Annotated in this window: 27 protein-coding genes and 2 pseudogenes; 11 read left to right on the plus strand and 18 right to left on the minus strand. The window is 44.9% G+C overall.

Features of this window, described 5'->3' with window-relative positions; translation table 11 throughout:
• Positions 1–153: 153 nt before the first annotated feature.
• From N288_RS13910 to N288_RS13920, 3 genes are read right to left on the minus strand one after another with little or no spacing between them, the layout of a single operon-like run.
• A complete protein-coding gene (locus N288_RS13910) occupies positions 154–1,122 on the minus strand; it encodes a sugar phosphate isomerase/epimerase family protein (RefSeq protein ID WP_009793237.1) in 969 nt (322 codons plus the stop codon).
• Complete coding sequence (locus N288_RS13915; protein ID WP_022544015.1) at positions 1,119–2,162, minus strand: Gfo/Idh/MocA family protein; 1,044 nt, start codon at positions 2,160–2,162, stop codon at positions 1,119–1,121. Before N288_RS13915 ends, N288_RS13910 begins: the two co-directional genes overlap by 4 nt.
• Before the next feature lie 5 nt (positions 2,163–2,167).
• The gene (locus N288_RS13920) at positions 2,168–2,935 is read right to left on the minus strand and encodes a sugar phosphate isomerase/epimerase family protein (protein WP_009793235.1); all 768 of its coding nucleotides are present in this window, start codon (positions 2,933–2,935) and stop codon (positions 2,168–2,170) included.
• Between the two features lie 135 nt (positions 2,936–3,070).
• On the opposite strand from N288_RS13920, the gene N288_RS13925 reads away from it, so the two are divergent.
• The gene (locus N288_RS13925; RefSeq protein ID WP_022544016.1) at positions 3,071–3,886 is read left to right on the plus strand and encodes a helix-turn-helix domain-containing protein; all 816 of its coding nucleotides are present in this window, start codon (positions 3,071–3,073) and stop codon (positions 3,884–3,886) included.
• Between the two features lie 668 nt (positions 3,887–4,554).
• Here the strand turns inward: N288_RS13925 and N288_RS13930 are convergent.
• Complete coding sequence (locus N288_RS13930) at positions 4,555–5,370, minus strand: metallophosphoesterase (protein WP_009793233.1); 816 nt, start codon at positions 5,368–5,370, stop codon at positions 4,555–4,557.
• A 146-nt stretch (positions 5,371–5,516) separates the two neighbouring features.
• Here N288_RS13930 and N288_RS13935 point away from each other — a divergent pair, with 146 nt between their 5' ends.
• From N288_RS13935 to N288_RS25555, 4 genes are all read left to right on the plus strand, one after another.
• Positions 5,517–5,891, plus strand: coding sequence for a hypothetical protein (locus tag N288_RS13935; RefSeq protein WP_009793232.1), 375 nt, complete (start codon positions 5,517–5,519; stop codon positions 5,889–5,891).
• Positions 5,892–6,012: 121 nt separating this feature from the next.
• Positions 6,013–6,192 carry a hypothetical protein gene (locus N288_RS13940; protein WP_009793231.1) on the plus strand — a complete coding sequence of 60 codons (180 nt, stop codon included), beginning with the start codon at positions 6,013–6,015 and terminating at the stop codon, positions 6,190–6,192.
• 149 nt (positions 6,193–6,341) lie between these two features.
• Positions 6,342–7,226, plus strand: a complete 885-nt coding sequence (locus tag N288_RS24345) for a PIG-L deacetylase family protein (RefSeq protein ID WP_009793230.1) — start codon at positions 6,342–6,344, stop codon at positions 7,224–7,226.
• 57 nt (positions 7,227–7,283) lie between these two features.
• Entirely contained in the window at positions 7,284–7,394 is a 111-nt protein-coding gene (locus tag N288_RS25555; protein ID WP_022544017.1) for a hypothetical protein, read from the plus strand.
• A gap of 239 nt (positions 7,395–7,633) precedes the next feature.
• On the opposite strand, the gene N288_RS25175 is transcribed toward N288_RS25555, so the two are convergent.
• Entirely contained in the window at positions 7,634–7,774 is a 141-nt protein-coding gene (locus tag N288_RS25175; protein WP_022544018.1) for a hypothetical protein, read from the minus strand.
• A 111-nt stretch (positions 7,775–7,885) separates the two neighbouring features.
• Between N288_RS25175 and N288_RS24740 the strand changes: the two are divergent.
• A pseudogene (locus N288_RS24740) lies at positions 7,886–8,059 on the plus strand (YozQ family protein); the annotation flags it as partial.
• 155 nt (positions 8,060–8,214) lie between these two features.
• On the plus strand, positions 8,215–8,706 hold the full coding sequence (locus tag N288_RS13955) for a GNAT family N-acetyltransferase (protein WP_009793226.1): 492 nt from the start codon (positions 8,215–8,217) through the stop codon (positions 8,704–8,706).
• Positions 8,707–9,115: 409 nt separating this feature from the next.
• Here N288_RS13955 and N288_RS13960 read toward each other — a convergent pair whose 3' ends face one another.
• Complete coding sequence (locus N288_RS13960; RefSeq protein ID WP_022544019.1) at positions 9,116–10,027, minus strand: hypothetical protein; 912 nt, start codon at positions 10,025–10,027, stop codon at positions 9,116–9,118.
• Entirely contained in the window at positions 10,011–10,544 is a 534-nt protein-coding gene (locus N288_RS13965; RefSeq protein WP_009793223.1) for an RNA polymerase sigma factor, read from the minus strand. The genes N288_RS13960 and N288_RS13965 overlap by 17 nt, the downstream gene beginning before the upstream one ends.
• Positions 10,545–10,731: 187 nt before the next feature.
• Between N288_RS13965 and N288_RS13970 the strand changes: the two genes are divergently transcribed.
• Positions 10,732–11,106 carry a nucleotide excision repair endonuclease gene (locus tag N288_RS13970; RefSeq protein WP_009793222.1) on the plus strand — a complete coding sequence of 125 codons (375 nt, stop codon included), beginning with the start codon at positions 10,732–10,734 and terminating at the stop codon, positions 11,104–11,106.
• 42 nt (positions 11,107–11,148) lie between these two features.
• Here the strand turns inward: N288_RS13970 and N288_RS13975 are convergent, their stop codons facing one another.
• The 7 genes and pseudogenes from N288_RS13975 to N288_RS14005 all read right to left on the minus strand — a co-directional run bounded on the left by N288_RS13975 (position 11,149) and on the right by N288_RS14005 (position 18,341).
• A complete protein-coding gene (locus N288_RS13975; RefSeq protein ID WP_022544020.1) occupies positions 11,149–11,766 on the minus strand; it encodes a hypothetical protein in 618 nt (205 codons plus the stop codon).
• A gap of 217 nt (positions 11,767–11,983) precedes the next feature.
• On the minus strand, positions 11,984–14,164 hold the full coding sequence (locus N288_RS13980) for a malate synthase G (RefSeq protein WP_009793220.1): 2,181 nt from the start codon (positions 14,162–14,164) through the stop codon (positions 11,984–11,986).
• Between the two features lie 148 nt (positions 14,165–14,312).
• Positions 14,313–14,720, minus strand: coding sequence for a hypothetical protein (locus N288_RS13985; RefSeq protein ID WP_009793219.1), 408 nt, complete (start codon positions 14,718–14,720; stop codon positions 14,313–14,315).
• A 40-nt stretch (positions 14,721–14,760) separates the two neighbouring features.
• Complete coding sequence (locus N288_RS13990) at positions 14,761–15,570, minus strand: protein phosphatase 2C domain-containing protein (RefSeq protein ID WP_009793218.1); 810 nt, start codon at positions 15,568–15,570, stop codon at positions 14,761–14,763.
• Entirely contained in the window at positions 15,563–16,015 is a 453-nt protein-coding gene (locus N288_RS13995) for an HIT family protein (protein ID WP_009793217.1), read from the minus strand. Before N288_RS13995 ends, N288_RS13990 begins: the two co-directional genes overlap by 8 nt.
• 453 nt (positions 16,016–16,468) lie before the next feature.
• Entirely contained in the window at positions 16,469–17,422 is a 954-nt protein-coding gene (locus N288_RS14000) for an ABC transporter permease (protein WP_009793216.1), read from the minus strand.
• Positions 17,415–18,341, minus strand: a pseudogene (locus N288_RS14005) (ABC transporter ATP-binding protein). Before N288_RS14005 ends, N288_RS14000 begins: the two are co-directional and overlap by 8 nt.
• Positions 18,342–18,756: 415 nt before the next feature.
• Here N288_RS14005 and N288_RS14010 point away from each other — a divergent pair.
• Positions 18,757–19,890 (plus strand): sensor histidine kinase, encoded by a 1,134-nt coding sequence (locus tag N288_RS14010; protein WP_009793213.1) that lies wholly within the window; start codon positions 18,757–18,759, stop codon positions 19,888–19,890.
• A gap of 39 nt (positions 19,891–19,929) precedes the next feature.
• On the opposite strand, the gene N288_RS24350 is transcribed toward N288_RS14010, so the two are convergent.
• The 3 genes from N288_RS24350 to N288_RS14020 form a co-directional block, all read right to left on the minus strand.
• Positions 19,930–20,805, minus strand: coding sequence for a DUF2785 domain-containing protein (locus N288_RS24350; RefSeq protein WP_009793212.1), 876 nt, complete (start codon positions 20,803–20,805; stop codon positions 19,930–19,932).
• Positions 20,806–20,913: 108 nt separating this feature from the next.
• Positions 20,914–21,075, minus strand: coding sequence for a hypothetical protein (locus N288_RS25180; RefSeq protein WP_022544023.1), 162 nt, complete (start codon positions 21,073–21,075; stop codon positions 20,914–20,916).
• Between the two features lie 64 nt (positions 21,076–21,139).
• Positions 21,140–22,249, minus strand: a complete 1,110-nt coding sequence (locus N288_RS14020) for an AI-2E family transporter (protein WP_009793210.1) — start codon at positions 22,247–22,249, stop codon at positions 21,140–21,142.
• Positions 22,250–22,454: 205 nt separating this feature from the next.
• Between N288_RS14020 and N288_RS14025 the strand changes: the two genes are divergently transcribed.
• Positions 22,455–23,033, plus strand: a complete 579-nt coding sequence (locus N288_RS14025) for a helix-turn-helix domain-containing protein (protein ID WP_009793208.1) — start codon at positions 22,455–22,457, stop codon at positions 23,031–23,033.
• Between the two features lie 47 nt (positions 23,034–23,080).
• Here N288_RS14025 and N288_RS14030 read toward each other — a convergent pair whose 3' ends face one another.
• A complete protein-coding gene (locus N288_RS14030; protein ID WP_009793207.1) occupies positions 23,081–23,902 on the minus strand; it encodes an STAS domain-containing protein in 822 nt (273 codons plus the stop codon).
• Between the two features lie 231 nt (positions 23,903–24,133).
• Between N288_RS14030 and N288_RS14035 the strand changes: the two genes are divergently transcribed.
• Positions 24,134–24,589 carry a general stress protein gene (locus N288_RS14035; protein ID WP_009793206.1) on the plus strand — a complete coding sequence of 152 codons (456 nt, stop codon included), beginning with the start codon at positions 24,134–24,136 and terminating at the stop codon, positions 24,587–24,589.
• Positions 24,590–24,646: the final 57 nt, after the last annotated feature.

The following is a 24,646-nucleotide window of genomic DNA, read 5'->3' on the forward strand; positions in this document are numbered from 1 at the left end:
CTAACATCTCCTAACCTTAAGAGAGATTTGGGTTAAAACCTCACCTACTTATTATAGGCTTCAATTCATCTTGAGAAGGCACAAAACAAAAAAAGCGGGGCATCCATCCTGGATACCCTGCTCATAAACTTAGCTACTTGCTACTGAAAATCATTACGCCCACCACATATCCCCAGGTGTTTCCCGGATCAGAACTTCATTCAGGTTCTTCACAGCGCGTGCAAACCCTTCATCAATCGACATCAGCGGATCTTCATGCTCGATGCTGACAACATAGTCATAGCCATACAGCCTCAGGGCGCTCATCATATCGCTCCATTCCTGGATGCTGTGGCCGCATCCGACGCTGCGGAACGTCCAGGCGCGTGTCTGAACTTCCCCATATGGCTGCATGTCTGTCAGTCCATACATATTGACATTATCCTGATCAATATAGGTGTCCTTGGCATGGAAATGATGAATGGCACCGGCTTTCCCGAGAATCTTAATCGCTGCGACCGGATCGATTCCCTGCCACCACAAGTGGCTTGGATCAAGATTCGCCCCGATGGCCGGGCTTGTTTCCTCGCGAAGCTTCAGCATGGTGTAAGGTGTGTGGACAAGGAAGCCGCCATGCAGCTCCAGTCCAATTTTAACATTATGCTCTTCTGCTAAAGTGGCGATTTCCTTCCAATATGGTATTAGCCTGTTTTCCCATTGCCATTTCAGGACATCCCCATATTCAGCCGGCCAAGGTACAACTGGCCAGTTTGGCTGTTTTGCTTCTTCACTGTCGCCTGCTGTGCCGGAAAAGGCATTGACGACTGGTACACCGAGGAGTGAAGCAAGCTTGATGGTTTTACGGAGTACCTCATCAGATTCTTCAGCAAAAACTTTATCAGGAGAAATCGGATTCCCGTGGCAGCTGAATGCGCTGATTGTCAGCCCTCTTGATGTTACTGCTTCCAGGTAAGCTTTTCTTTTTGCCTCATCCTCAAGCAATTCGTCCAATGGGCAATGTGCATTTCCAGGATAGCAGCCTGTGCCGATTTCAACAGCGTCAAGACCTGCTCCTTTTACATGATCGAGCATTTCTTCGAAAGATTTTTGTGAAAATAAGACTGCAAAAACACCGAGCTTCATTCTGCCAGGACCCCTTTCTTAAGAGGAACAATCTGCTTAGTTTTCTGTGATTCGATTGCTGCAAGGATGATTTCAAGGCTCTTTAAGCCTTCTTCTCCGCTGATCAGCGGCTCCTTGTCTTCTGCTACACTTTTAACAAAATGATTGATCACATGGGAAGTTGTCTGTCCGCCTTCCTCATTTGTCTGGATTTTGTCCAGCTTATGCTGAACCGAACTGCCGTCACGGTAAACCTCTATCAGGGAGTATTCCGGATCTGCTTCAAGATGGAGGGTCCCTTTTTCCCCGTAGATGACAGTGGAGTTGTCGCTTCCGCCCATATATGACCAGCTTGCTGCCAGTGTGCCGACTGCTCCTGACTCTGATCGGAGAACACAGACCGCATTATCGTCCACTTCTGTATTTTCCTTCGCGTTAGTCGCAATCAGCGCACCGACTTCTGTGAACTCGCCGAGCAGATAGCGCAATAAATCGGCTTTATGTACGCCAAGATCGCCCATGGCACCGATAAAAGCTTCTTTTTTATTAAAGAACCAGCTGTCAGCGCCATCCGCACTCCATCCTTCTGGGCCGGCATGCCCAAAAGTTGTTCTGAAGCTGAAAATCCTTCCCAGCTTGCCGCTCTCAATAAGTTCCTTTGCTTTCTGATGCGCAGCAGTGAAGCGCTGGTTGTGGGCAATCATGAGTTTTTTTCCGTTTGCCCTTGCAGCCTCATTCATTGCTTCTGCTTCTTCCCTAGATGCAGCCATAGGCTTTTCACACAATACATGGCGGCCTGCATTCAGGGCTGCCAGCGTAACTTCTGCATGGAGGAAATTCGGCAGGCAAACACTGACCAGGTCGATTCCTTCCATTTCAATCGCTTCTTTATAATCGGTGAATGCCCTGGCCCCATATTTTGCAGCTGTCTCTTCTGCTCTTTCCAGGTTGCTGTCGCATACAGCAGCGATTTCTACCAATGGATTTGCGGCATATTCCGGCAGGTGGCGATATTGGGCAATGCTTCCGCAGCCGATAACAGCAGCTTTTAATGTAGTCATAAGGATCAAACTCCTTTAATGGATAATTGTTTTTTTAGGTACTTAATGCTGATTTCAATGCTTTCAAATGGCGTTAAGCGGGTTGCATCCTGTTCTACTACCCACCACTTTACTCCTGCTTCATCCCCAAGACTGAGGATTTCCTCCAGGTCGATGCTTCCCGTCCCAAGCTCCGCGAAGAACTGTTCTTCATCTTTTGTCATATCCTTCAGATGCACAAGCGGTGACCTGCCTTTATACCTTTTGATCCAGGCAGCCGGATCTTCCTTTGCTTTTGCCAGCCAGTAGACATCCAGTTCTGTTTGGAGCAGTTCAGGGTCGCTGTCATCAAAAATGGCCTCAAGCGCCATCCTCCCGTCACTCAATCTTTCAAGCTCGAAATCATGGTTATGGTAGCATAAGGTGATTCCTGCATCCTTCAGCTTCCGGCCTGCTTCGTTCAGCAGGGGAATGAGTGATTGATAGTTTTCCTCTGTCCGCTGATCGGGCATCAGAAATGGACATACTGCATATTGAATCCCAACCGTTTTAAGATCAGAAATCACGTTGTCCAGGTTGTCCTTAAGATCGGCCAGCGGGATGTGGGCTGATACCGGCGCAAGATTAAGATCGTCAGTCAATTCCTTCACTTTTTCTGCACTCAGTCCTCCAAAACCTGCAAATTCCACCCCGTCAAAACCGAGTTCTGCCACTTTCTTCAGGGTTCCCGCAAAATTTTTCTCCGTTTCTTCACGGAGTGTATAGAGCTGTACTGCAATTGGTATTCCCGACATCTTGATCCCCTCGCTTCCTCAAATTTTTAAACTAAACTATTTGATTCCATCATAAGTGACCATCAAATATTTGAACATTCATGATATGATTAAAACATGCACTATTTTGCTATTTTGAGTGACGGGGGTCATTTTTTGAAAACGGATACATTATTTTGCGGCTATTCATACCATACACAGCCCTTTTATTCTCATCACAAGTCCGGCTACCCTTCCTACCTGATCCGTCTGCAGACAGAAGGAGCATGCGAAGCGATCGTCAGAGGCAATCGCAGGAAATTGGAAAAAGGCGACTTGCTTCTCATCAAGCCTGGGGATCATTATGAACTGATGGTCGACAGTCTTCTTCCTGATAAGGCTATTTTGAGCGGCGACTATCATCTTATCTGTGAGGGTAAATGGATTGAAGATTGGTGGAAGAGATCTAATAAACCGGATGTGGCACGGATTGATGCAGATGAGCGGCTGCTTTCCCTCTGGAGACATCTGATCATTGAATTAAGGCGGCCTTCGAAGGAAGAGTTTAATGAACTGTCCGACTACCTTCTCCGCTCACTCTGCATCTTGCTTGAAAGATCGCTGAAGGAATCGTCTCTTTCTGCCCACAGGCCATATGCAGTCACAAGGATGCTCAGGTTCATTGAGGAGCATGCGCTTTCATCTTTTAAAGTAGAAGAAGCAGCTGCCCATGCCGGATTGAGCGTTTCGCGTGCTGTGCATCTCTTCAAGGAAAGCACAGGGAAAACGATCATGGAATATGCAATGGAAATCAGGCTCGCGGCTGCTGAGGAAAGGATGAAATATACCACCATGACACTGGAGCAGATTGCGGAAGAGTGCGGGTTTGGCACCTACCCCTATTTTCACCGGGTGTTCAGCAAAATGCATGGCAGGGCACCGGGGGTTTACCGGCGGATGGAATATGGAGGGATGGGGAGCGTGAAGAGCTGAGGGTTCTGGATGGGAGGTATTGTTGGTGGTATGAGGCACTCTGCAGGGGCTCTATTGGTGTAGAGTGCCTCTTGTCACTGATATGAAGAACTCTGCACCTATAATTCCAGACTTAGAGTGACTCATGCCGCTGATATGAAGCACTCTGCACTATACATCAAGACTTAGAGTGACTCATGTGGCTGATATGAAGCACTCTGCACTATACTTCCAGATTAGAGTGACTCATGCCGCTGATATGAAGCACTCTGCACTATACATCCAGACTTAGAGTGACTCATGTGACTGATATGAAGCACTCTGCACCTATACTTCCAGACTTACAGTGACTCATGCCACTGATATGAAGCACTCTGCACATATACTTCCAGACTTAGACTGACTCATGCCGCTGATATGAAGCACTCTGCACTATACATCCAGACTTAGAGTGACTCATGTGACTGATATGAAGCACTCTGCACCTATACTTCCAGACTTAGAGTGACTCATGTGACTGATATGAAGCACTCTGCACCTAAAATTCCCGACTTAAAGTGACTCATGCCGCAATATAAAGCACACACCTGAACAGGTGGTCCAAAAGTTTATCATTTCCTCAGAAAGACAAATTTACTATCCCTCGACACACCAAAAAGGCGCATGCTCTTCATGCGCCCTTCTACAAATTATGCAATCTCATGAAAAGTAATTTCAGGCCGGCTGCCGATGCGGATATTAACCCCTGTCTGCCCCAGCCCCTCGCTGATATAGAAAGGCATGCCGTTATGATAGTGCAAGCCTTTGACCATATTCATGCGCACCAGCTTTCCCATCTTAGCCAGGTGATACGGTTTGGGCCAGTGAATCTGGCCGCCGTGGAAGTGGCCGGATAAAAGATAATCATATTTATAGTCCTTCATCTCAAGGACAACATTTGGATCATGCGTAAGCACCAGATTATACCCATCAGACACTCCTAAATATGATTTAGCCACATCATGATGCTTGGTACTGTAATTATCAATTCCAATTATATTTAACTTTTCTCCATTAATATCAATGACCGAATGCTCATTCTGCAGTGTCCTGCACCCGTTTTCCTCAAGGATCTTTTTTAAGGCTGCAAAATTCTTTCCCTTCAGGACATAATCATGATTGCCAAAAACAGCGTACATGCCATATCGCGGTTCGAGTTTATTAAGCATTTGCAGGTAAGGGGCCAGTTTCGGCAAACTCCTTTTTCGGTCCATGAAATCCCCTGTCAGGGCAATAAGGTCGATATCCTTTCCGGCTATTCTCTCATAAAGTTCCTTTGGGCTGATTGAGATATTCTCCAAATGCAGATCAGACAAATGAAGAATCTTTATCTTATTGCTGGCAAGCACAATATCTGGCCGTTCGACTGATACTGTCCTGACAGCTATTTTACTTGTATTTTTATTTGCTTTAAACAGTGAATAGACAAGGTAGACAGAAATAATCAAGAAAAAATATAATGACATTCGCACATCTCCTCCTACTTAACCAGTATAAGTGTCTCATTCCCTAAGTCCTAGTGGGAGTTGAAGGAAGTCTTCAAAAAAACTATGACTCTTTTACAAAAAAGATAGTACAATATACTTTCTGGTAAATGAGAAGGAGTGTTTCTATGAGATTGCTTGGCATTATAATTGGAATCATCGCTGCTGATAACCTGTTCCATCTGATTGACGCCTTTGCTTATGGCCTAAAGGCCGAAACCAGCATGGAACGGATTGGGGCTGTATTTTTTGGCGTCTGTGTACTGGGCATACTGATGCTCATCTTCCACCGCCTGTTTACTGCTGCCTTTTTCAATGGATTCACAGCAGCAACAGGTTTGTTCCTGAGCTTCGACATCGCCGTATTCCACTGGATCTTCCAGCTCCACCGGATCACCAACGGGCCTGAAGCCAACTGGCTGGAACCGCTGTTAGTTATTGGGGGATCTTTTTTGGTTTGGTATGGGATTAAGCGAGAACGGATGGGTGTTAGGGAAGTTTAAAAAGGCCTTGCTCATTAGTTATACTCGGTCTTTCCTAAACAGCCATCCTTATTTTCCCCTACCGAAAAAGCACCAAGTTTGCTAAGATAAAAAGATAAAAATTAACTTGCGGGTGAATTACATGACTGAAACAACCGAACTAAAAGGATTTGACACAAGTATTGTGTATGACTACAAGGATTATCCTGACGAAAAAAGCGGGAGATGCGATAATTGCGATAATACCTTGTTCAAAAGCTCGGTGAAGGATTTTATTTTTCTCCGTGAATGCCGGAAATGCGGAATGAAGAAAAGTATATAAAGCTGTTGTAGGAGGCGCAAATTTTGCGTCTCTTTTATTTTTCGATGAAAGAAAAAACGCTCTATTTACCTGTATATTATTGTTTACATCTCTTTGATCCCCGACTCATATACTGGACTAGCACAACCTTTAAGGAGTGAACGTCTGATATGAAAATAAAAACACTAAAAAGGCTGGTGGTTTTGTTGGGGATCCTCTTCATCTTTCTACTGCTCGGCTCTGTTTCTGCCATCATTTATGCCAACTATTATGTCAATGACGGCGAAGTGACTGTGTCACAGGAGCTTTTCCCGGAGAATGAGCCGAAAAGAGTGCTTGCTCTGTTTGCACACCCTGACGATGAAATTATGGTCAGCGGAACCTTTTCTAAGCTGGGGAAACAGAAGGATGCATTTACTGCACTCGCGGTATTCACCAGGGGCGAAGCAGGTCCTGACGGAGGGGTTGTCCCAAGGGATAAGCTTGGGGCTGAACGCACAAAGGAAGTGAAGAAATCTGCTGAAATTATTGGCGTGGACCGTCTGGAGATTTTTGACTTTCCAGATGGAGGCTTAGAAGAAGTGAATGGTGAGGAGATTAAACAGGTTATCAGAGACTTGATTACAGAGATTAAGCCGACAGTATTGATTTCTTATGATGATGAAATTGGCTTATACGGCCATCCAGACCATGTGGTTACAGGCCAGCTGGTGCGGGAAGTGGCAAAGGAAGAGCTTTTCAAGGGGAATTCTTCTGTTAAAAGGCATTATATGGTTACTCTGCCGAAGCCGATGATTGAAGTGGCCCTTAAGCTCTCTCCAACTTTCAAGGAGAAGTATCCCAAGGATACCAGCAAGGGTCTTCCAGAGCCCGATATCGCTTTCCCGATGGCAACTGAAGCTGCTTCGCGAAAAAAAGTCCTCCTCGCCCACCGGACCCAAAAAGAAGTGATTTCAAGTGTGCAGCCGTATTATGATAAAATTCCTGCATCCATCTATTACCGCATTTTTGACCGGGAGTATTTTCACCTGGCTGAATCAGCTGATCGGGAATGAAAATCATAGTGAAATGCCAACCTATATAAGGATCAATATGGAGAGGCGGTGATAGCAGTGGCAAAAAAGGGCATCCAAAATTCAAGCATTGAACAAATCCAAAAAGACCATGAAACGGAGTCTGCTTTCCAGAAGAACGACGCCAAAAAGAATCAGGGGCGGAAATGATTTAAGTTATAGGTTCAATAGAATGGCAGGAAATAAAGCTCAGCTATGATTCGTAATAGTGGTTCCAGCAGGCTCTGCTGGAACCACTATTTCAGCAAATAGCGGTCCTAGCCAGCACCGCTGGAACCACTATTTCAGCAAAACACCAAAATAGCGGTCCCAGCCAGCTCTGCTCGAAGCGCTATTTCTGAAAAAGTTCCCAGTCCGCTTTCTATCTTAAAGAAATACCCTGTATAGTGCTATTTCTTCTGATCACTCTTCCTTTGACTTTGTGGTACCGCTGTATCAAGCGCTCCTGTTTCAAAGTCATATTCCTTGGATATTCCGGCAAATCTTCCAAGATCGTTTGTACGGTCTTCACCCTTTTGATTTTTAGCCATGAGGCTCACCTCCTCCACTGTAATTTCCCCTTTCCTGATTCCAATTATGTACATTCCCGCTAGCCAAATAATCTGTCTTGAATTTACTTATACTATGGATGAAAGGAGGCGGAACGATTGAAAAATAATAAGAAAAACCAACCTGATACAACACAGATTGCCGCCAGATACTTCAATGCATCCGATTATGAAGGGAACTCCCAGCTGGAGCAGGGTCTCGCTGAAACCCATGAACAAGTCGGGGATGATTATAATGAGGGAACTGTGGATCAGCTGAAGGAATAGGCAATGAAGCTGCTTGCCTGCGCAAGCAGCTTTATTCCGTAATACCGGCTTTCTAAAGCTGATAATTCCGAGACCTTTCGTCGTCAGGAAATAAGACAATTAACTTCCCCTCCTTCTTCTGCTCTTTTAAAATAAGTACCAGGAGGGATAATGAAATGATAATCCGTGAAGCAGTAAAAGAAGATTTGCCGGACATTCTTGATATTTATAATGAAGCAATCCGCACACTGACAGCAACTTTTGACCTCGAAGAACAAAGCCTGGAACATCGGACGGCCTGGTTCGAAAAATACGGCGGCAGATATCCCCTGACGGTTGCAGAGGAAGATGGCCAAATTGCAGGCTACTGCTCCATTGGACCATTCCGCGATAAACAGGCCTATGAGAAAACAGCAGAGCTTTCTGTATACATATCATCCCGCTTCAGAGGGAAAGGGATCGGGAAGGGTCTGGTAGAGGATATGCTCTCCCGCGCAGCCAGCCTGGACTACCATACCATCATCAGCGGCCTCACTGCCGGAAATGAGGCAAGCGTCAGGCTCCACGAAAGGCTCGGATTTCACTATATCGGCATATTTAAGGAAGTCGGCTTTAAATTCGGGGAATGGCAGGATGTCCTTTTTTATCAGTATTTCTTCAATAAATGACAAAGGCCGGTAGAATGCCGGCTTTATAAAAAAACAAAAAATCGCCTAACTCATGGTTTAGACGATTTCATTTTATCTTACGCAGTTGATCGCAGTCTGCAATAGCTCGATATCCTTAACAATTTCTGACTTTAAGGCTTTGTCTTTACATCTGTTATATTCTTTTTTCATCCGTTGGATTTCCTCTAAAAAAATGTAGTATTCTATGCTGTTCATAATCGCCCTCTTACAATTTGAATTATTTACTACTCTTTACCCTTTTTACAAAAATGAAAACAACAAAATATGTCATTTTTTAGGTGACAGGCACCTATACCAGTTATAGACCACCTACAAAAAGCCCCAACACCAGTCATGCCGGGGCTTTCATTATAATTGTTAAAAAATGCTGTGACTGAACAGCCTGCAATTATTCCTGTTTGTTATAGTGAATCGTGTATGTGAGTATATTGCCTTCCAGGCGGATGGCTACTTCCACAAGTCCGGAATGGGATATATAATTAGCGGAACTGCCGACTGATTCCTGTTTCTCCCATCCTGCCGGGCTGTTCTCTAAAGCTTTTAAATAATCCGAAAGGTTGCGGCTCGAAGCCTCCTCCCACCGGTATTCTTCATACCCGGACCTGACAGTGACCGGCGTCAGGCCAACCGGATACAATATCTCTCCATATCCATGGGTGACATAAAGGGGCTCCGGATGAATGTAAGGGTCGACGTCTTTGAACCGCAAGCTGGCAATAGCCTGAAATATTTCTGCATACTCAAATTTAGGATAATCAAAGGAGAAGTAAACCCAGTCTTCGCCATCGGGCTGGATGAAAAAATGATAGCGGAGAGCCGTATCCATCATCTTGACATGCTCAATGTACATTATGGTTTTATAAGGGAAATGCTCCAGTTCTTGCCTGACGTACATTGAGCGGGAAGATACGATGCTGTCCATGTCCTGGTCTGATATGTTTTTGCCAAAGCCCGCCTTGGTTTCCGTCCCCTCCGCTCCCCTTAAGAACTCAACTTCACCTTGTGATGTTTTCACTTTAATCCCCGGCAGGTCCCAAGTATAGGGGTGGCCACCCAGCATAATAAAAGAAGCATCTTTTGGCAGTTTTGACTCCTGCAGGGAAAGCAAAAGCAGAGCTCCGCAAATAATGAAAAGCAGGCATGCCGCCGCAATTGAGCCTGCCCCGAAAAAATTTGGCCCTATGTGACTGCCCTTCCTTGCAGAATGCATGATTCTCCTTTTCAATTGCTCGCTTTCATCTCTGCCAGGCACAAGCTCACGAAGAGCATTCCACTCGTGGTCATCATATTGACCTTTCAATTCCATCGCCTCCTTTCATCCACTTTTCCTTCTTCAGCATTTGTATGGCGCGCGAAAGAGTTTTGCGTACCTTCGCTTCCGACCAGCCCAGGATTTCAGCGATTTCCTTCGAAGTACATTCCTCTACCTTGCTTAAAATAATGACAATCCTGTAGTTGGGCTTCAGCTCCTGGATCTGTTTCATCAGTTCTTTTGCTTCCTCCTTCAGCTCCACAATCTTCTGTACATCCAAACCAGATGGAATATAGCTTTCCGCTAATCTCCTGAGAAAAATCCTCCTCCTTTTCTGCCGGCGGATTTCATCGAGCACCTTATGCTTGGCGATGGCAAACAGCCAGGTTTTCACAGACGATTTCTCCTCGAATCTATCTATGGCCGACCAGGCTTTCAGAAAAGTATCGTGTACAATATCATCACATCCCTCTTTTGTTCCGAGCATAATCCAAACAAACCGGAACAGTTCTGTGCCGTATTGCTCATACCATTCAAGGATCAGCCTTTCCTTGTGATTCCCCACACACTCACCTGCTTTTCATATTCTATATACTTAGTCGCCTTTAAGACAAAACTGTGACACTTTAAGAAGAGAAAAATTGAAAAACCTTTTTTATCCTTGATATAAGGGTAAAATAATCAGGATATAGTGGATATCAGGCTTCCGGTATGATACCATTTACAAGTTAAAGAAAAGGAAGTGACTGAAGATGATAAAAATTGAAATTCCAAATCCGGATTTGACTCTGACTAAAAACAAGCATGCCGATGAACAGACCTCCTCCGTACTGAGCAATCTTTACGGCTTTACGGATTACCACCGAATCCCCCGTGATAAAGGAGGATTGATCCTGTTCCTTGATTCAAATGAGGACCTGATGTTTGTAGGAAAAGCCCGTAAACTGAGGCAGCGTGTGAAGAAGCATTTTGAAGACACTGTTTCACCGATCAAGGATGTCCGCCATGATGTATACAAAATTGCCTTGATTTATGTAGAAGACCCAATGGAGAGAGAAATTTATGAGACCTATATCATCAATACTCTCCAGGCAAAATATAATACAGATAAGGTTTTTTATAAATAACCTATGAACGAAAAAACGAAGCATCGCTGCTTCGTTTTTTTCTTATTTTCCCCAGTTCTTCAGATCATCTGTTGACATAATATTCAGCCAGGCGTCTTTTTCACTCTTATCTATTTCAGGGACCTTAATGGCATAGTGCACGAACCAAATTTCCCCTCCCTCGCTTTCAATCCTGCCTGTTTCATACTGGTCAGGATGGACTGCATCGTCTGTCACCTCGAATTCGTAAAACAGATTCTTAGCATCTTCCGTTAAGATCTGAAAACGGAGATTTCCGGCTACAGACTTCTCAAGAGCAGCTTTAAATTGAGCAGCAAAATCCTGTACACGAGCCCCATTCGGATTGCTGAAGCGCTGGACTGTGATCAGCTCAGACCAGTTGTCGACCGTTTCTCCCGCAAGGACATATTCTTTGAGCAGCCCGTTTTGAGAATCGGTAAATCCGAGCTGCCATTCCTTTCCGTTGGCGATAAAGCTTTCCTTCTCTGCCGCCTCTTCAGCATCCTTTTCCTCCCCTGCAGCATCCACTTCCTCTATTGCATTTTTTACAGGAGCTGCTGTCATTTTATCTGAAGCTGGCTCGCTTTCCGCTGCTCCGGAACAGGCAGCGCTCATCATGATCAGGCCAGTCAATACTAATACCAGTTTCATATGCTTCAATAAGATCCCCTCAATTTCTGTAAGAATAGCTAAATTTTACCTGAGAGAATCCGAAACGGTCAATTTTCTTCAAGCGCTTGCCAAGACCATCCCGCAGAAGCAATCAGCAGCTGAGTGCGGATGCACAAGGAATCACTCCATGTCACACTGACGAGCCGGATGAAAACGGCGGCGCTGCCTGCTGACTTACTATATTGGTTTTTAAATCCGTTCTACCTTACTGCCGGACAGCCATTTTCGACTTTGCCTCCAGTCTCCTTTTATGCAAAATAGGCTCTGTATAGCCATTAGGCTGATTTCTCCCCTCAAAGATCAGCTCACAGGCCGCCTGAAATGCCACTGAAGTGCTGAAATCATCAGACATCCTCTTATAGCCCGGCTCATTCTCATTTTGTGCATCAACTATCTTCGCCATTTTCTTTAGTGCATTCATGACCTGCTCTCTAGAAACAATTTTATGGTGGATCCAGTTGGCCAGATGCTGGCTTGATATCCTCAAAGTGGCACGGTCCTCCATCAGGCCGACATCATGAATATCCGGCACTTTTGAGCAGCCAATGCCCTGTTCCACCCAGCGGACCACATATCCAAGAATACCCTGGGCATTATTTTCGATTTCCACCTGGATTTCTTCAGATGACCAGGATCCGCAGGTTTCCACCGGTATTGACAGCATTTCATCTCTATACAGGGACGGGTTTTGACACTCTTTTTCCTGGATACCTTTTACATTAATCTGATGGTAATGCAATGCATGAAGGACGGCCGCTGACGGTGACGGCACCCAGGCAGTATTAGCACCGGTCTTGAGCTGGGCACCCTTCTGCTCGAGCATCTCTTTCATTTTGTCAGGCATAGCCCACATGCCTTTGCCTATTTGTGCCTTGCCTGAAAAACCGGCTGACAGTCCTGTTGAAACATTGGATGTTTCGTATGCCTGCAGCCAATTGGACTTTTTCATTTCTCCTTTACGCACCATCGGGCCCGCTTCCATGCTTGAATGGATTTCGTCCCCTGTCCGGTCAAGGAAGCCTGTATTGATGAACACGATGCGGTCTTTGACTTCTTTTATACAACTCTTTAAATTCAGTGAGGTTCTGCGCTCTTCATCCATCAGGCCGATCTTCAAGGTATTCCTATCAAGCCCGAGCAAATCCTCTGTTTTATCAAAAAGCTCCCCTGCATACGCAACTTCCTCCGGCCCATGCATTTTAGGCTTAACGATATAAATAGACCCTTTCCTGGAGTTAGCCGGTTCCTCTGTGTTTAAAAGAGAATGCATCCCTGCCAGACTCGTAAAGACAGCATCAAGGATTCCTTCGTACACTTCATTTCCTTCCTTATCCAGAACTGCCGGATTGGTCATCAGATGGCCGACATTGCGGACAAACAGAAGCGATCTGCCTGGCAGGGAAAAAAGATTGCCTTCAGGATCCCGATAGTGCCTGACACCGTTCAGTTTCCTAGATATGATCTTACCGCCCTTTGAGAAATCTGCGCTGAGCTCCCCTTTCATCAACCCTAGCCAATTCCTGTATACGAGCACCTTGTCCTCCGCATCAACAGCCGCAACTGAGTCCTCGCAATCCATGATCACTGTAACAGCTGCTTCCAAAAGAATATCTTTTATGCCTGCCGGATCACTTTTTCCAATATCAGATGCACGGTCAATCTGGATCTCAAAATGAAGTCCATGATGCTTCAGCAATACAGCCTCGGGATGATCCTTATCTCCCCTGTAACCGGCAAAAGCTTCCTGATCTTTTAATTTTGAGGATGACCCATCCTTCAAAGTAATGACCAAACTGCCTTCCTTCGCTGAATACCTGACAGCTTCCTTATGGGAGGCACCGTCAAGAGCGGCAGCCTGATCAAGAAATCCCTTTGCGAATTCAATTACTTTATTTCCGCGCACACGATTATACTCGATTGACCTTTCTGCTCCGCCTTCTTCACTGATCGCATCTGTCCCATATAAGGCGTCATACAAGCTCCCCCAGCGTGCATTGGCCGCATTGATGCTGTATCTGCTGTTATTGACCGGCACAACCAGCTGCGGACCTGCCTGCAGAGCAATCTCGTCATCCACATTTTCCGTGCGGATCTTGAATTCTCCCGGCTCCGGGAGCAGGTAACCGAGATCGAGCAGGAACTGTTTATACGCCTCAAAGCTGAAGTCATCGCGTTTTTCAGAATGGTAGCGGTCAAGCTCCCTTTGCAGCTCCTCCCTTTTGGCCAGCAGTCTTTTGTTCTCTGGTGTAAGCACTTCAATCAGCTTTTCAAAACCATTCCAGAATGCTTTTTCTTCCAGGCCGGTCCCGGGAAGCGCCTCCTTCTGTAAAAATTGATGCAGAGCCTCATCCACCTGCAAGTTTCCGATTTTCCGATAGTTTGCCATCCTTATCCTCCTTTGATTTATATTACACAACGCTGTTTCTCTAATCTGTTATAGTACAGAATAGCATAAAAAAAGAAGTCTTTACAATTATTTTTTTAAAATTAAAACTTTAATGAACAGAAATAAGACCGGCCCTATCCGGAACCGGTCATTCTTCTTCCTCTTCTTCATCTTCTTGTGCGGCTTCTTCTTTTACCTTATCAATTTTTTCGAATGCATTGGCAAGAAGAATGGCGGCGCTGATAATTTCGTCCAATATTTCGAGAAATTCGCCAAAGTCCACTTCGTTCTGCGAACATTCTCTGATCGCCCTCATAATATCTGTATAGAACCGCTTGTACTCCTTCTCATACCGGCTGTTGTCCATTTCCCTGATTGTTGTCCCGTCTATGCTGATGGCATGATAAATCAAGCTCGATAAAGTTTCAACAGCAGCCTCCAGCCGCTGCTCTTCCTTTTCCGATTCTCCGGGGAGATGATAAAAATAAACATCACATAAAGTTATATAGTAGCTTTCAATATTGGTATCCTGCTGTATATGCTTTAACTTGGCCATCGGCAGCCCTCCGCCTGTATGTTGCCCATCCTGCGGAATATTATCCCTTGCTTGAAAGGTTTCCCGGCATTAATGGCCTGCTGGAAGAACTCGCCTCCCAGGAGATGATCGTAGTACTGTCCCGGACTTGATGTGCCTTAATTACATTTAGCATTTCTTTCACACCCTGCCCATCTGAAGCATACTTCAATGCCGACATGATCTTTTCCGGATTTTCATACGGCAATCCAGGGCATTCAAGGAGGCCATCGGTCGTAAGGAAGATGGAATTTATGCCTGCTCTGAGCTCCCTCCTTCCTGTTGTATAACAGGGAACAGACAAATCAAAAGCATTGGCCCTTCCTGTCCATTCAAAAAATTGCCGCTGGTTAAGCAGATGCTGCCCCATAGCCGCCAGTTCGGGGTGAAAGAGGAATAGCACACAATCACCGATAGACAGCCACCAAAGATACTGACCTTTCCGAAAAGCAAACAGGCAGGCCGTTTCTCCTTGTATCTTGCTGCATTCCAACCTGAACGCTTCAGAAGCCAGAAGGGCCAATAGAAACTTTTCCACACCAGGTATTGCAGCATCAGCTGGAAGCATCAGTATTTCTAATATGTCTGCCTTTTTTGACTGAATATGCTGCAGGACCAGCTCTGCACTTTCTGCTGATTCATGGGCATCCAGTATTATGGCAAACTCCCATTCCCGATTTCCATCAGCCCAGACAAGGCAGCCATCCTCATTTTTATACTGGCCGGCCTCTGTATTTCCGCCAAACCGCCCTATCGTGATGTGGGCTTCCTGCCTGACATCTGGATCATCCAGGTAAGGGGCTTCCTTCCCGGTCCAGCAAATATCAATCATGTTTTTGCTCCTCGAGGTAAGACTTGATCCTGCGGCAGATTTCACTGACCTCCTCTTCATCTCCCATCGGAGCCTGCTCCCAGTCATACACACTCATCGGCCCCCAGTGTTTTTCCGGTGTGCCCGGGTAGCGCGGCACCAAATGCATATGCAGATGAGGAACGGCGTTACCTGATACAAGAGAATAAATATGCTCTGCTCCCTCGCTTTCCTTTAAGGCCCGGCTAATCCTCGCCATAGATTTCCCAAAAGCCGATGCTTCCCCCATCGTTAAATCCGCCAGTGTCGGTGCATGCCTTTTCAAGTCAATCATCAAATGTCCAAGATAAACGGGCTTTCCGCCTCTGTCAATATGTCCAACATAAACAAACTCATCCCCATAGATTACACTTCCTGAAGTGTTGATTTTCCCCTGGTGCTTATTGCAAATAAAGCAATCACCCATACGATTTCCCTCCTTTGATAATTGGTATAATATAACTTCCGCTGGTTGTTGTCTATATTTTCTGATATTATAGCTTTTTTGATTGAAGGAGTGGATTCAGGCGTTCGAGCTGGCATCATCCCCTTTATTTGGGGCTTAGTGGGCAGAAGTTCTTTTCAGAAGCACCGTCTATTACTCTTTTTCGGTTTAGAGGGCTCTAGTTTCTTGGACTAACACCCTCTAATTCTCTTTTTCCAATTTAGACGGTCCTAGTTCCCCCGACTAACACCCTCTGACTCTCTTTTTCCAATTTAGACGGTACTGCTTCCCCTCACTAACACCCTCTATTTCTCTTTTTCCGATTTAGACGGTCCTGGTTCCCCGCACTAGCACCCTCCAGCTTTGACCATTAAGATCTTAACTCATTCTTCTGCTAACTAAATAAGCCGGACAGAAAATGTCCGGCTTCCTCTTTTATGCTGAAACATCCCTTTTATTGAACAGCCAGAAGGCAAGCGCATGGAAAATGGTGAAATACACAAGCAGGACGATGACCGAAAAGGTGAGCGTCATTCCTTCCACAGGTGGTACTCCGTCGAAATAAACAGTCAGATCCGTGTTGGCAAAAAGAATATATTTTGCCCAATCGAAAAGACCTGCCAGAATAAATGTTGCCGTCCCTCCTGTGAAAAGCAGAAACAGGGAAAGGCCGATGGCAAGTGAACTGTTGCGAAAAACCGCTGATATCATGAATGCCATCGTTGCGACAAGCAGCACATCAATACTTGCGAGCAGATAGGAAACTGCGAGATGTCCCGCTATGCCCCTTTCAACCACTTCTCCACCCGAATAGGCAAGATGAGGAATTTGTTCAGATGGAAGACCGAACAGAATCACACCGAGCAATGTGGCCAGCCCGTATATCAAAGCCAGCATGAAAAGCCCGAACAAAAAGACGGTTATGTATTTGGACAGGAGGATTTTCGATCTGCTGATTGGACGGATCAGCAGGAGCTTGATTGTTCCCCATGAAAATTCAGAGGCGACGATGCCTGCAGCTACTATGATGGTAAAGAGGCCTGCAAAGGATATCAATGCCTGGGCTTTCTCTACGAAAGACCATACCGAATATCCGGTTTGGGGAGGGATATCATTCTCAATCTGGTATTCCTTGATGGCAATTTGCCGTTTATAGAACATATCGAGATTGGCGTTGAAATTTTCTTCCATCTCAGTTTTGTCAGTCTGGATGCTTTGTTCCATAGTCTGTTTCCAGTCAGCCTGCGGCTCCTCTCCGCCATTCTTTACTTGGTCATATTTCTCAAATCCGGCATAGACCATTGTAAAGAGTATAACAAGCCCGACCATAACAAGCGTACCTGTTCTGCGGAAAATTTTTATCCATTCATTCTTGATTAAACTACCCATGCTTGACACCCCCACCCGTCACTTCAAGGAATCTGTCTTCCAATGTTTGCGAAGCCGCTCTCACCCCGTAGACCGCTATTCCGCGTTCAACAAGGCTTTGGACGATAACAGGCACTTCGTCTCTTGTGCAGCCCGCTGTAAAACCATCTGCTGTGCGGACAATGCCGAATTTGTCTTCTAAAAGAGACAATGCCTGGCTGAGATCGCCTGTTTCAAAAGCGTAAACCGACCCGGTCTGCACAAAATCATTTACCTGCTGCACTTCTGCCAGCCGGCCATCCTGGATGATGGCAATCCGGTCGCACATCATTTCCATTTCTGATAGCAAGTGGCTCGATACGATAACACTCATGCCTTTTTCCCTGGTGAGCATTTTCAGATGGTCCCTGATTTCCCTTATCCCGGCAGGATCCAGGCCGTTCGTCGGCTCATCCAGGATCAGGAGTTTCGGATCATGAAGCAGGCATTGCGCCAGTCCGAGCCGCTGCCGCATACCGAGCGAATAGGTGCGCACCTTGTCATGGATCCTATCCTGCAGACCGACCAGCCCAACTACTTCGTCAATCTTCTTTTTAGAGATATCTTTTTGCATCCGTGCATATTGCATAAGGTTCTGGTAGCCGGTCAGAAACTTGTACATTTCCGGGTTCTCCACAATTGCACCAATGTGGCTAACGGCACCGGCAAAGTCCTTGCGGATGCTTTACCCGCAGACAACCACGTCACCCTCTGTAATCCCGATCAGGCCGACAATCATCCTGATCGTCGTCGTTTTACCGGCGCCATTGGGGCCGAGAAAGCCGAATACCTCTCCTTCGTTTACAGAAAAACTGAGTCCTTTGATGATTTCTTTTCCTTTGATCACTTTTTTTACATTGTCCAGCTTCAAAATGGGATCCAAAACTGTGCCTCCTATCATTCTCGTTCTAACCATAATACGGAAGAGGCTGGAAAAAGGTTCATTTTTTTAGCAGTTTTTAATATTTCCTCTCTTTTTCACCATTTGGATTGTTTGATAGACTAAGCAAACTGGCTTTCCCAGACAGGCATTCAATGCTTGCTGGCTTAAAAGCTGCCCCAGTCTTTATATGACTATTTTAGGGAAACTGTTAATATATTCGTCAAATTAAGCTAATTGTATTGTTTCTTTTGACAAAAAATTATAATATTTTTAATATACATACAAAAATGCGGTGAAATAAATGGAAATAACCAGGCACTTGTTTTTCAATTTGGCGTTGATTATCATTCTTCTTTTTTTCTCATTGGTTTGGTCAGAGAGAAGGCAAAGAATCTCTTTTTCCCGCGTGTCGTCCCTTATATGGCTATCACTGATGCTTTGGATGAGCCTGCAGTTTTCTTTTAAATCCTCGTCCGACTTCCAATTTGACCTGAGGCTCATCCCGGTTTTGATCGGCGGCTTGTATGCCGGCCTTGGCCCTTGGCTCAGCGTGATTGCCATTGTCTTCCGCTCGTTCTTTGGACTTGGTACCGGTTTCTGGCTCAATGTTCTTTTGTATGTGCCGCTCGGATTTTTACTGTGGCGCATTTATCCTAGATTCAAAATACAGCCTCCCCCAAAAAGGATTGCCTTTTCGGTCCTCTTGACTGTTATTTTAAGTGTAGTGACAGTCATTGCTATGGAGATATGGTCTTCACCTGAAAGCAGGCTTGATGCCTGGGCCGCTCATCTGGCGGTCCCGACTGTCGGGGTCGCAATGATATCCTATATCATTGAATATGTCAGAAAGGATCTTGAGCTCAAGAAGAAACTGATAAAAACTGAAAAGCTGGAAGCTGTTGAGCAGATGGGTGCCGCGATTTCACATGAAATCCGCAACCCTTTGACAGCTGCGGCAGGCTTTGTACAGCTATTGATCGAGCACCCTCAGCCCCTTGAAAAAAGAAGGGAGTATCTGCATATCGTTAAAGGCGAGCTTGAATCAGCAGAAAGGGTTATAAAAGATTATTTAACTTTCACAAAACCTTCCCTCGACTATATAGAGGAAATTAACGTAAAAAAAGAAATCACGCAGGTAATCAACATTCTGACACCACTCGCTAATCAGAATTCTGTCAGGATTACAGCCAATTTTGCCATCCTTGGTTCCATTGAAGGAGACCGGCAGAAATTCCACCAGTCGATTCTCAATGTCCTGAAAAATGCCATTGAAGCGATGCCTAAAGGCGGCGACCTCCTTGTCGAGACCAATTATACGAAAAGCCATATTTCAATATCGGTCAAGGATACCGGCGTCGGTATGACTCCTGAACAGCTGCAGAAGCTCGGCGAGCCTTATTATTCTACGAAAGGCTCAAAAGGGACCGGCTTGGGGATGATGGTTGTATTCAGCATCGTCAAAGCTATGAAGGGAACAATCAAAGTCGAGAGCAAAGTCGGGGCAGGCACCACCTTTTACTTTTCTTTCCCTGTTTTCAGCCCTTCTGCCAAAAATGAAAGATTTTAGAGGAGAAGCAGATTCTTCTCCTCCTTTTGTATTCCCTTCTTAGAATTTCTCCCCATAGACTTCAATATGGAGTCTCCGGATATGCGCTTCAAGAAGATCCCTTCCAGCAGGAAATATATCAATCCATTTCAGTCTGAAATACAATGATTTATAAAACATCATCAAATTGGTCCTGAGATGATAATAGGCGTTTCCATCACTTTTGCTTTTTCTGGTGTCCTCCTCGTATAGAGACAGCTCATTCAATTTATTGGCCAAGGTGTTTTCATTTGATTTTTCAAAGATAGCCGTGAGCGGGAAAACGAGCCGTTCGGGTTCATCATCAGTATAAACGCCGTCGTTCCTTGATACACAATGAAAAATCACATCCATCCCCTGTAAGAGCAGCTGCTCGCTGCAGGAGATAACCGGGTGGCGGACGAGCTCATTTAAGAGGTCTGCTGCATGAGCCATGCTGTGTGCCCAGCCCTTTTCTTGCACATACCCCCGAAGGTCTTTTTCTTTCTTCATATATTCCAATGTTTTTCCATATGTATACTGAACTGTTTGATCGGAAAGAAATCTCTCTGCAGCATCTTTTTGAATAACCAATGCCAGCACCAGGGAAGAAAAACTGCGGGTAAACACGCTGTCATCTCCCTCTGCCCCGAGATGGTAAAATAAATGACTGTCATCCTGGCAGACGGCAAGGATTTTTTCAAGCATTATATGTGAAAAGCTGCCTTCTCCAATAAGCCGGGCAAAACTGGAGTAAATCAGCTGATCCCGCAGACATGGATCAGCTGATCCAATTTCTTCAAGCATAGCTTTTGCCAAATTCATTAGTTCCGATTCTGTTAGTGCAGCATCATATAATTCTTCTAATCTCTCCTTAAGCTTATACGATTTCTCCGGCGCACTTTCTTTGAAAGCCATACTTCTTCCTCCTCAATTTTTCATAACAGTAAAGATTCGACTCCAGGCCTTCCGCTTCCTGCTGTTAAGCATGAAAAAGCAGCGCCGGCATTCAGCGCTGCTTTCTTTTCATTTTCTTTGTGCGTACATCATATTCTTTACTTCTACAATTTTGAATTTCCTCTCAAGATTTGTAAGCTGCGGAATCAGGTCAGTGATGCAGTCTGCATAAAATTCAGTGCTGATGAATTGGTCCTCACGGTTTTTATATACAATTTTATATCGGTTCATGCAGCTTCCTCCTGTTGTATGGGTTGTACTATTCTGTTCCCGTTTTTCTGCATGATTGAAACCATCAATCTTCAACCTGGATAATCTGGTCACGGTCAGCCTTCTTCAATGTATAAAGCCTGTAGGCATGGCTGATGATGACCTTGATGATTGCATAGGCAGGAACAGCGACGATCATCCCGATCAGACCAGCAAGATTGCCCGCAACCAACAGGATCAGGATAATGGTAAGCGGATGGACATCCAGCTTTCTCCCCATGATGAGCGGAGAAGATACATTTCCGTCTATTTGCTGGACCACTATCACCACGAGAATGACTTTCAGCGCCATAAAAGGCGACATAGTAAACCCTACGATGACTGCCGGGACTAGGGCTAGAAATGGCCCCAGGAAGGGAATGACATTTGTTAACATGGCCACAATAGCCAGAATAAGAGAATAATTGATTCCAATAATCAGATAGCCGATATACATCATGACACCCACAATGAAGCTGACGATTGCCTGGCCCTGTATATAGGAGCTGAGGGCTTCATCCATATCCTTTAGTATTTTCCTTGTCTCTGCAGCCTGGAAATACGGCAAATATCTGACCATGCCCTTTGAAGCCCCTTCGCTGTCCTTCAGGAGATAAAAGACAATGAAGGGCACTGTTACAATCACGGTTACAACACTCGTGACGATGCTGAACACGCCCGTCAGGCGGGAGCTTAAATCCGAGAAGTTTGATTTGAAATATGAACTCATCTGTTCTGTAATATAGTCGAAGGTAATATAATCGTTTTCCTGGAAACGGGAAAACCATGCGCTGTTCTGAAGCTCATCCGCTTTGTTTCTAAGCCCCTCTATATATTGCGGGTAATTGTCCATCAGATCTTTGAACTGGCGCTGCAGCTCGGGCCCCACAAAGTACACAAGTGCGGCTGTCCCTCCAATGACGATAAGGTAGATCAAGAGGATGGAAACAACCTTTGGAACCTTTTTCCTGTTAAGGAAATAAACGATGGGGCGCAGCAGATAATAAATAACCCCCGATATCAGAAAAGGCATAAATAGAGTTTCAAAGAATATTTCAATCGGTGTAAAAATAAAATCGATTTTCGTTGCGAGGAAGATAATAACCATCACAATAATAATTCCATAGCCGATTTTAAACCATTTAGAGCTTGGCAAAGTATCACATCACTTTCATTATGTATAAAAGACTTATACCCTCTCTTTCATTTCATCATTCATCCGTACTCTAACTTCTGACCATTCATTAAATAAAGCCAGATTCTTTTAAGTAATTTATACATCTACCCTTTTCTCCATCAAATATGCAGCCTGTGTCTCAAAAGCCACGCCCATTATCAGTGATACATGATAACCTAGAGCCATGTATAAACAACATAAACGAGATTGGTTAATTAAAATAAGAAAAGCCAGAAAGCTGACCCAGGAGACCGTGGCTACTAAGGCGTTCATCGACAGGGCTTATTATGCACAAATTGAGAGCGGGGTGAGGAATCCCAGTGAGGAAATCAGGCAAAAGATTGCCCAGATCCTGAACTTCCACTCTTCTGCCTTTAATGCGGATGATGAAAGTCCTTTCCGTTATGCACTGGAGGCTGCACCCATGATCATCGCTCATTGTGACATGGATTTAAAATATACATGGATTTTCAATTACCATCCCTTATTCCCGCCTGAATCTCTCATAGGGAAACGGGACGATGAGCTGGGCCTTGGGATAGGGGGACAAATGTATGCACAAATGAAAAGAACTGTCATAGAAAAACAGATTTCGATCCGAAAAACAGTCTCCTTTTCACTTCCGGACAATTATCTTTATACATATATGATCTTTGCCCACCCACTCTTTGACAGCACAAAACAAATCATAGGTGCTGCCACCATACTAACAGAGCTGTCCAAAATAACACTGACAGAAGACACTGATGCACCATCCGGATAATTTCTGTACACAAAAAGGGCGAACCAGGACGGTTCACCCTTTTCTAATCATTCTTCCTCAAGGCTCTCAATGGCCTGCTTTACATTTGCAAAGGTCGGTACAGAGGTAAGATCGATTCCTTCTGTAACAGCCTGCTGCGCAAGATCCGGCCGGACCCCTGAAGCGATTGTATTCACCCCTACTAGACGGAGTACACTACGGATATCAAATACATACTTTGCGATTTGGGCGTCTATATTGACAGTGCCGGAAAAGTCCATGATCAGGCATTCTATCTGCAGTTTTTTAATTTCCGGCACCACTTTTTCCATAATCAGCTTGGCCCTGTCATAATCAATTGAGCCAATCAGCGGAAGAACAGCAATGCCATCTTGTATGGGAACGACAGGAGCAGTCAGTTCATTAACCTCATCCCGTGCCTTTTCCAAAAGTAATCCGGAAAATCGTTCAAAAGCAAATACAGTTTCATTGATGCTGATATCCAGAATCAAATTCACCTTTTTTATCAGCAGTACAACTTCGTCCATGCCTAAATCAAATTCTTTTCCTATACTGGTCACTTTGTCGATAAACACTTGCCTGGAATCAGGATAACGCATTAAGATGTCCGAAATGCGGCCGCCGTTTTTTGCCTGCCGCTCTCCATTCTTCTTGCTCCAATCCAGCAATCCGTCAGGCATCTTCTCAGTTTCGGACACAATGGACTCCCCAATAAACTTCATAAAAGATTCATAAGTCTTTTTGGCATTCTGAATTTCTTCCTTTGGCACCTCAAAGTCAAATTCCTGAACAATGCTATCCACCAATTCATCTGCCAGTGATTGTGCATAGGTCTTAAAATATGAAGAAATTTTGTCAAATGGCTTCATGTGTCGATTCCTCCTAGTTACGATGTCTCTATTATATCGCATTATAAAGCATGGGACATCATTCAGAGATAATTAGTTGATGCAGGACCTGCAGAAATGTATTCCAATAAGCTTTACAAAGAGGTTTTTCAAAAACTCCCTGTAATGTGAGAAAAGCTTCACAACGTTTCTTCCCAGTAAAACAAGGGAATGATAGAGGTAATTCTATTAATCTACTGGAGGAGAATATTCATGAATAATCAATTGATTGGCGGCTATGATTCGATCGAGGAGCTTACGGAAGCACTCTCTTCAGCTAAGGACAACGGCTATAACAGCAGAAAGCTGGTAATCGTTTCAAAGGACGGATCCAATATTGAAGCACTTGCTGAAACATACGGGGCCATTGCCAAAATCATCGGCTCACAGGAACTCGGAAACCAGCGCTTTCTGGATTCCGCTAAAGCCTTGTTTTTAGGTGCAGATCCGGGAACCAGCTCAGGTATCCACTCAAACGATGAGTACGCGAGCTATGGTGCAGCTGATAAAGATGCAGAAGAGTTTGCGCAGAGGGTATTTGACGGGCAATATGTCCTGTTTGTTGATAACACCATTGAAGAAGATGAACTGCTTCGCCCTTCCCATGAAGGGAACCAGCTTGGAGATACTCCAGGAGATGAACCATCTGCCAGAAGGGAAGGATATTGATCGGAAATCCCGGCGTTTGCCGGGATTTCATTTTTTATTGGATCCCCGTACGATAGG

The organism is Bacillus infantis NRRL B-14911, assembly GCF_000473245.1.
Lineage (GTDB): Bacteria > Bacillota > Bacilli > Bacillales > Cytobacillaceae > Bacillus_AB > Bacillus_AB infantis.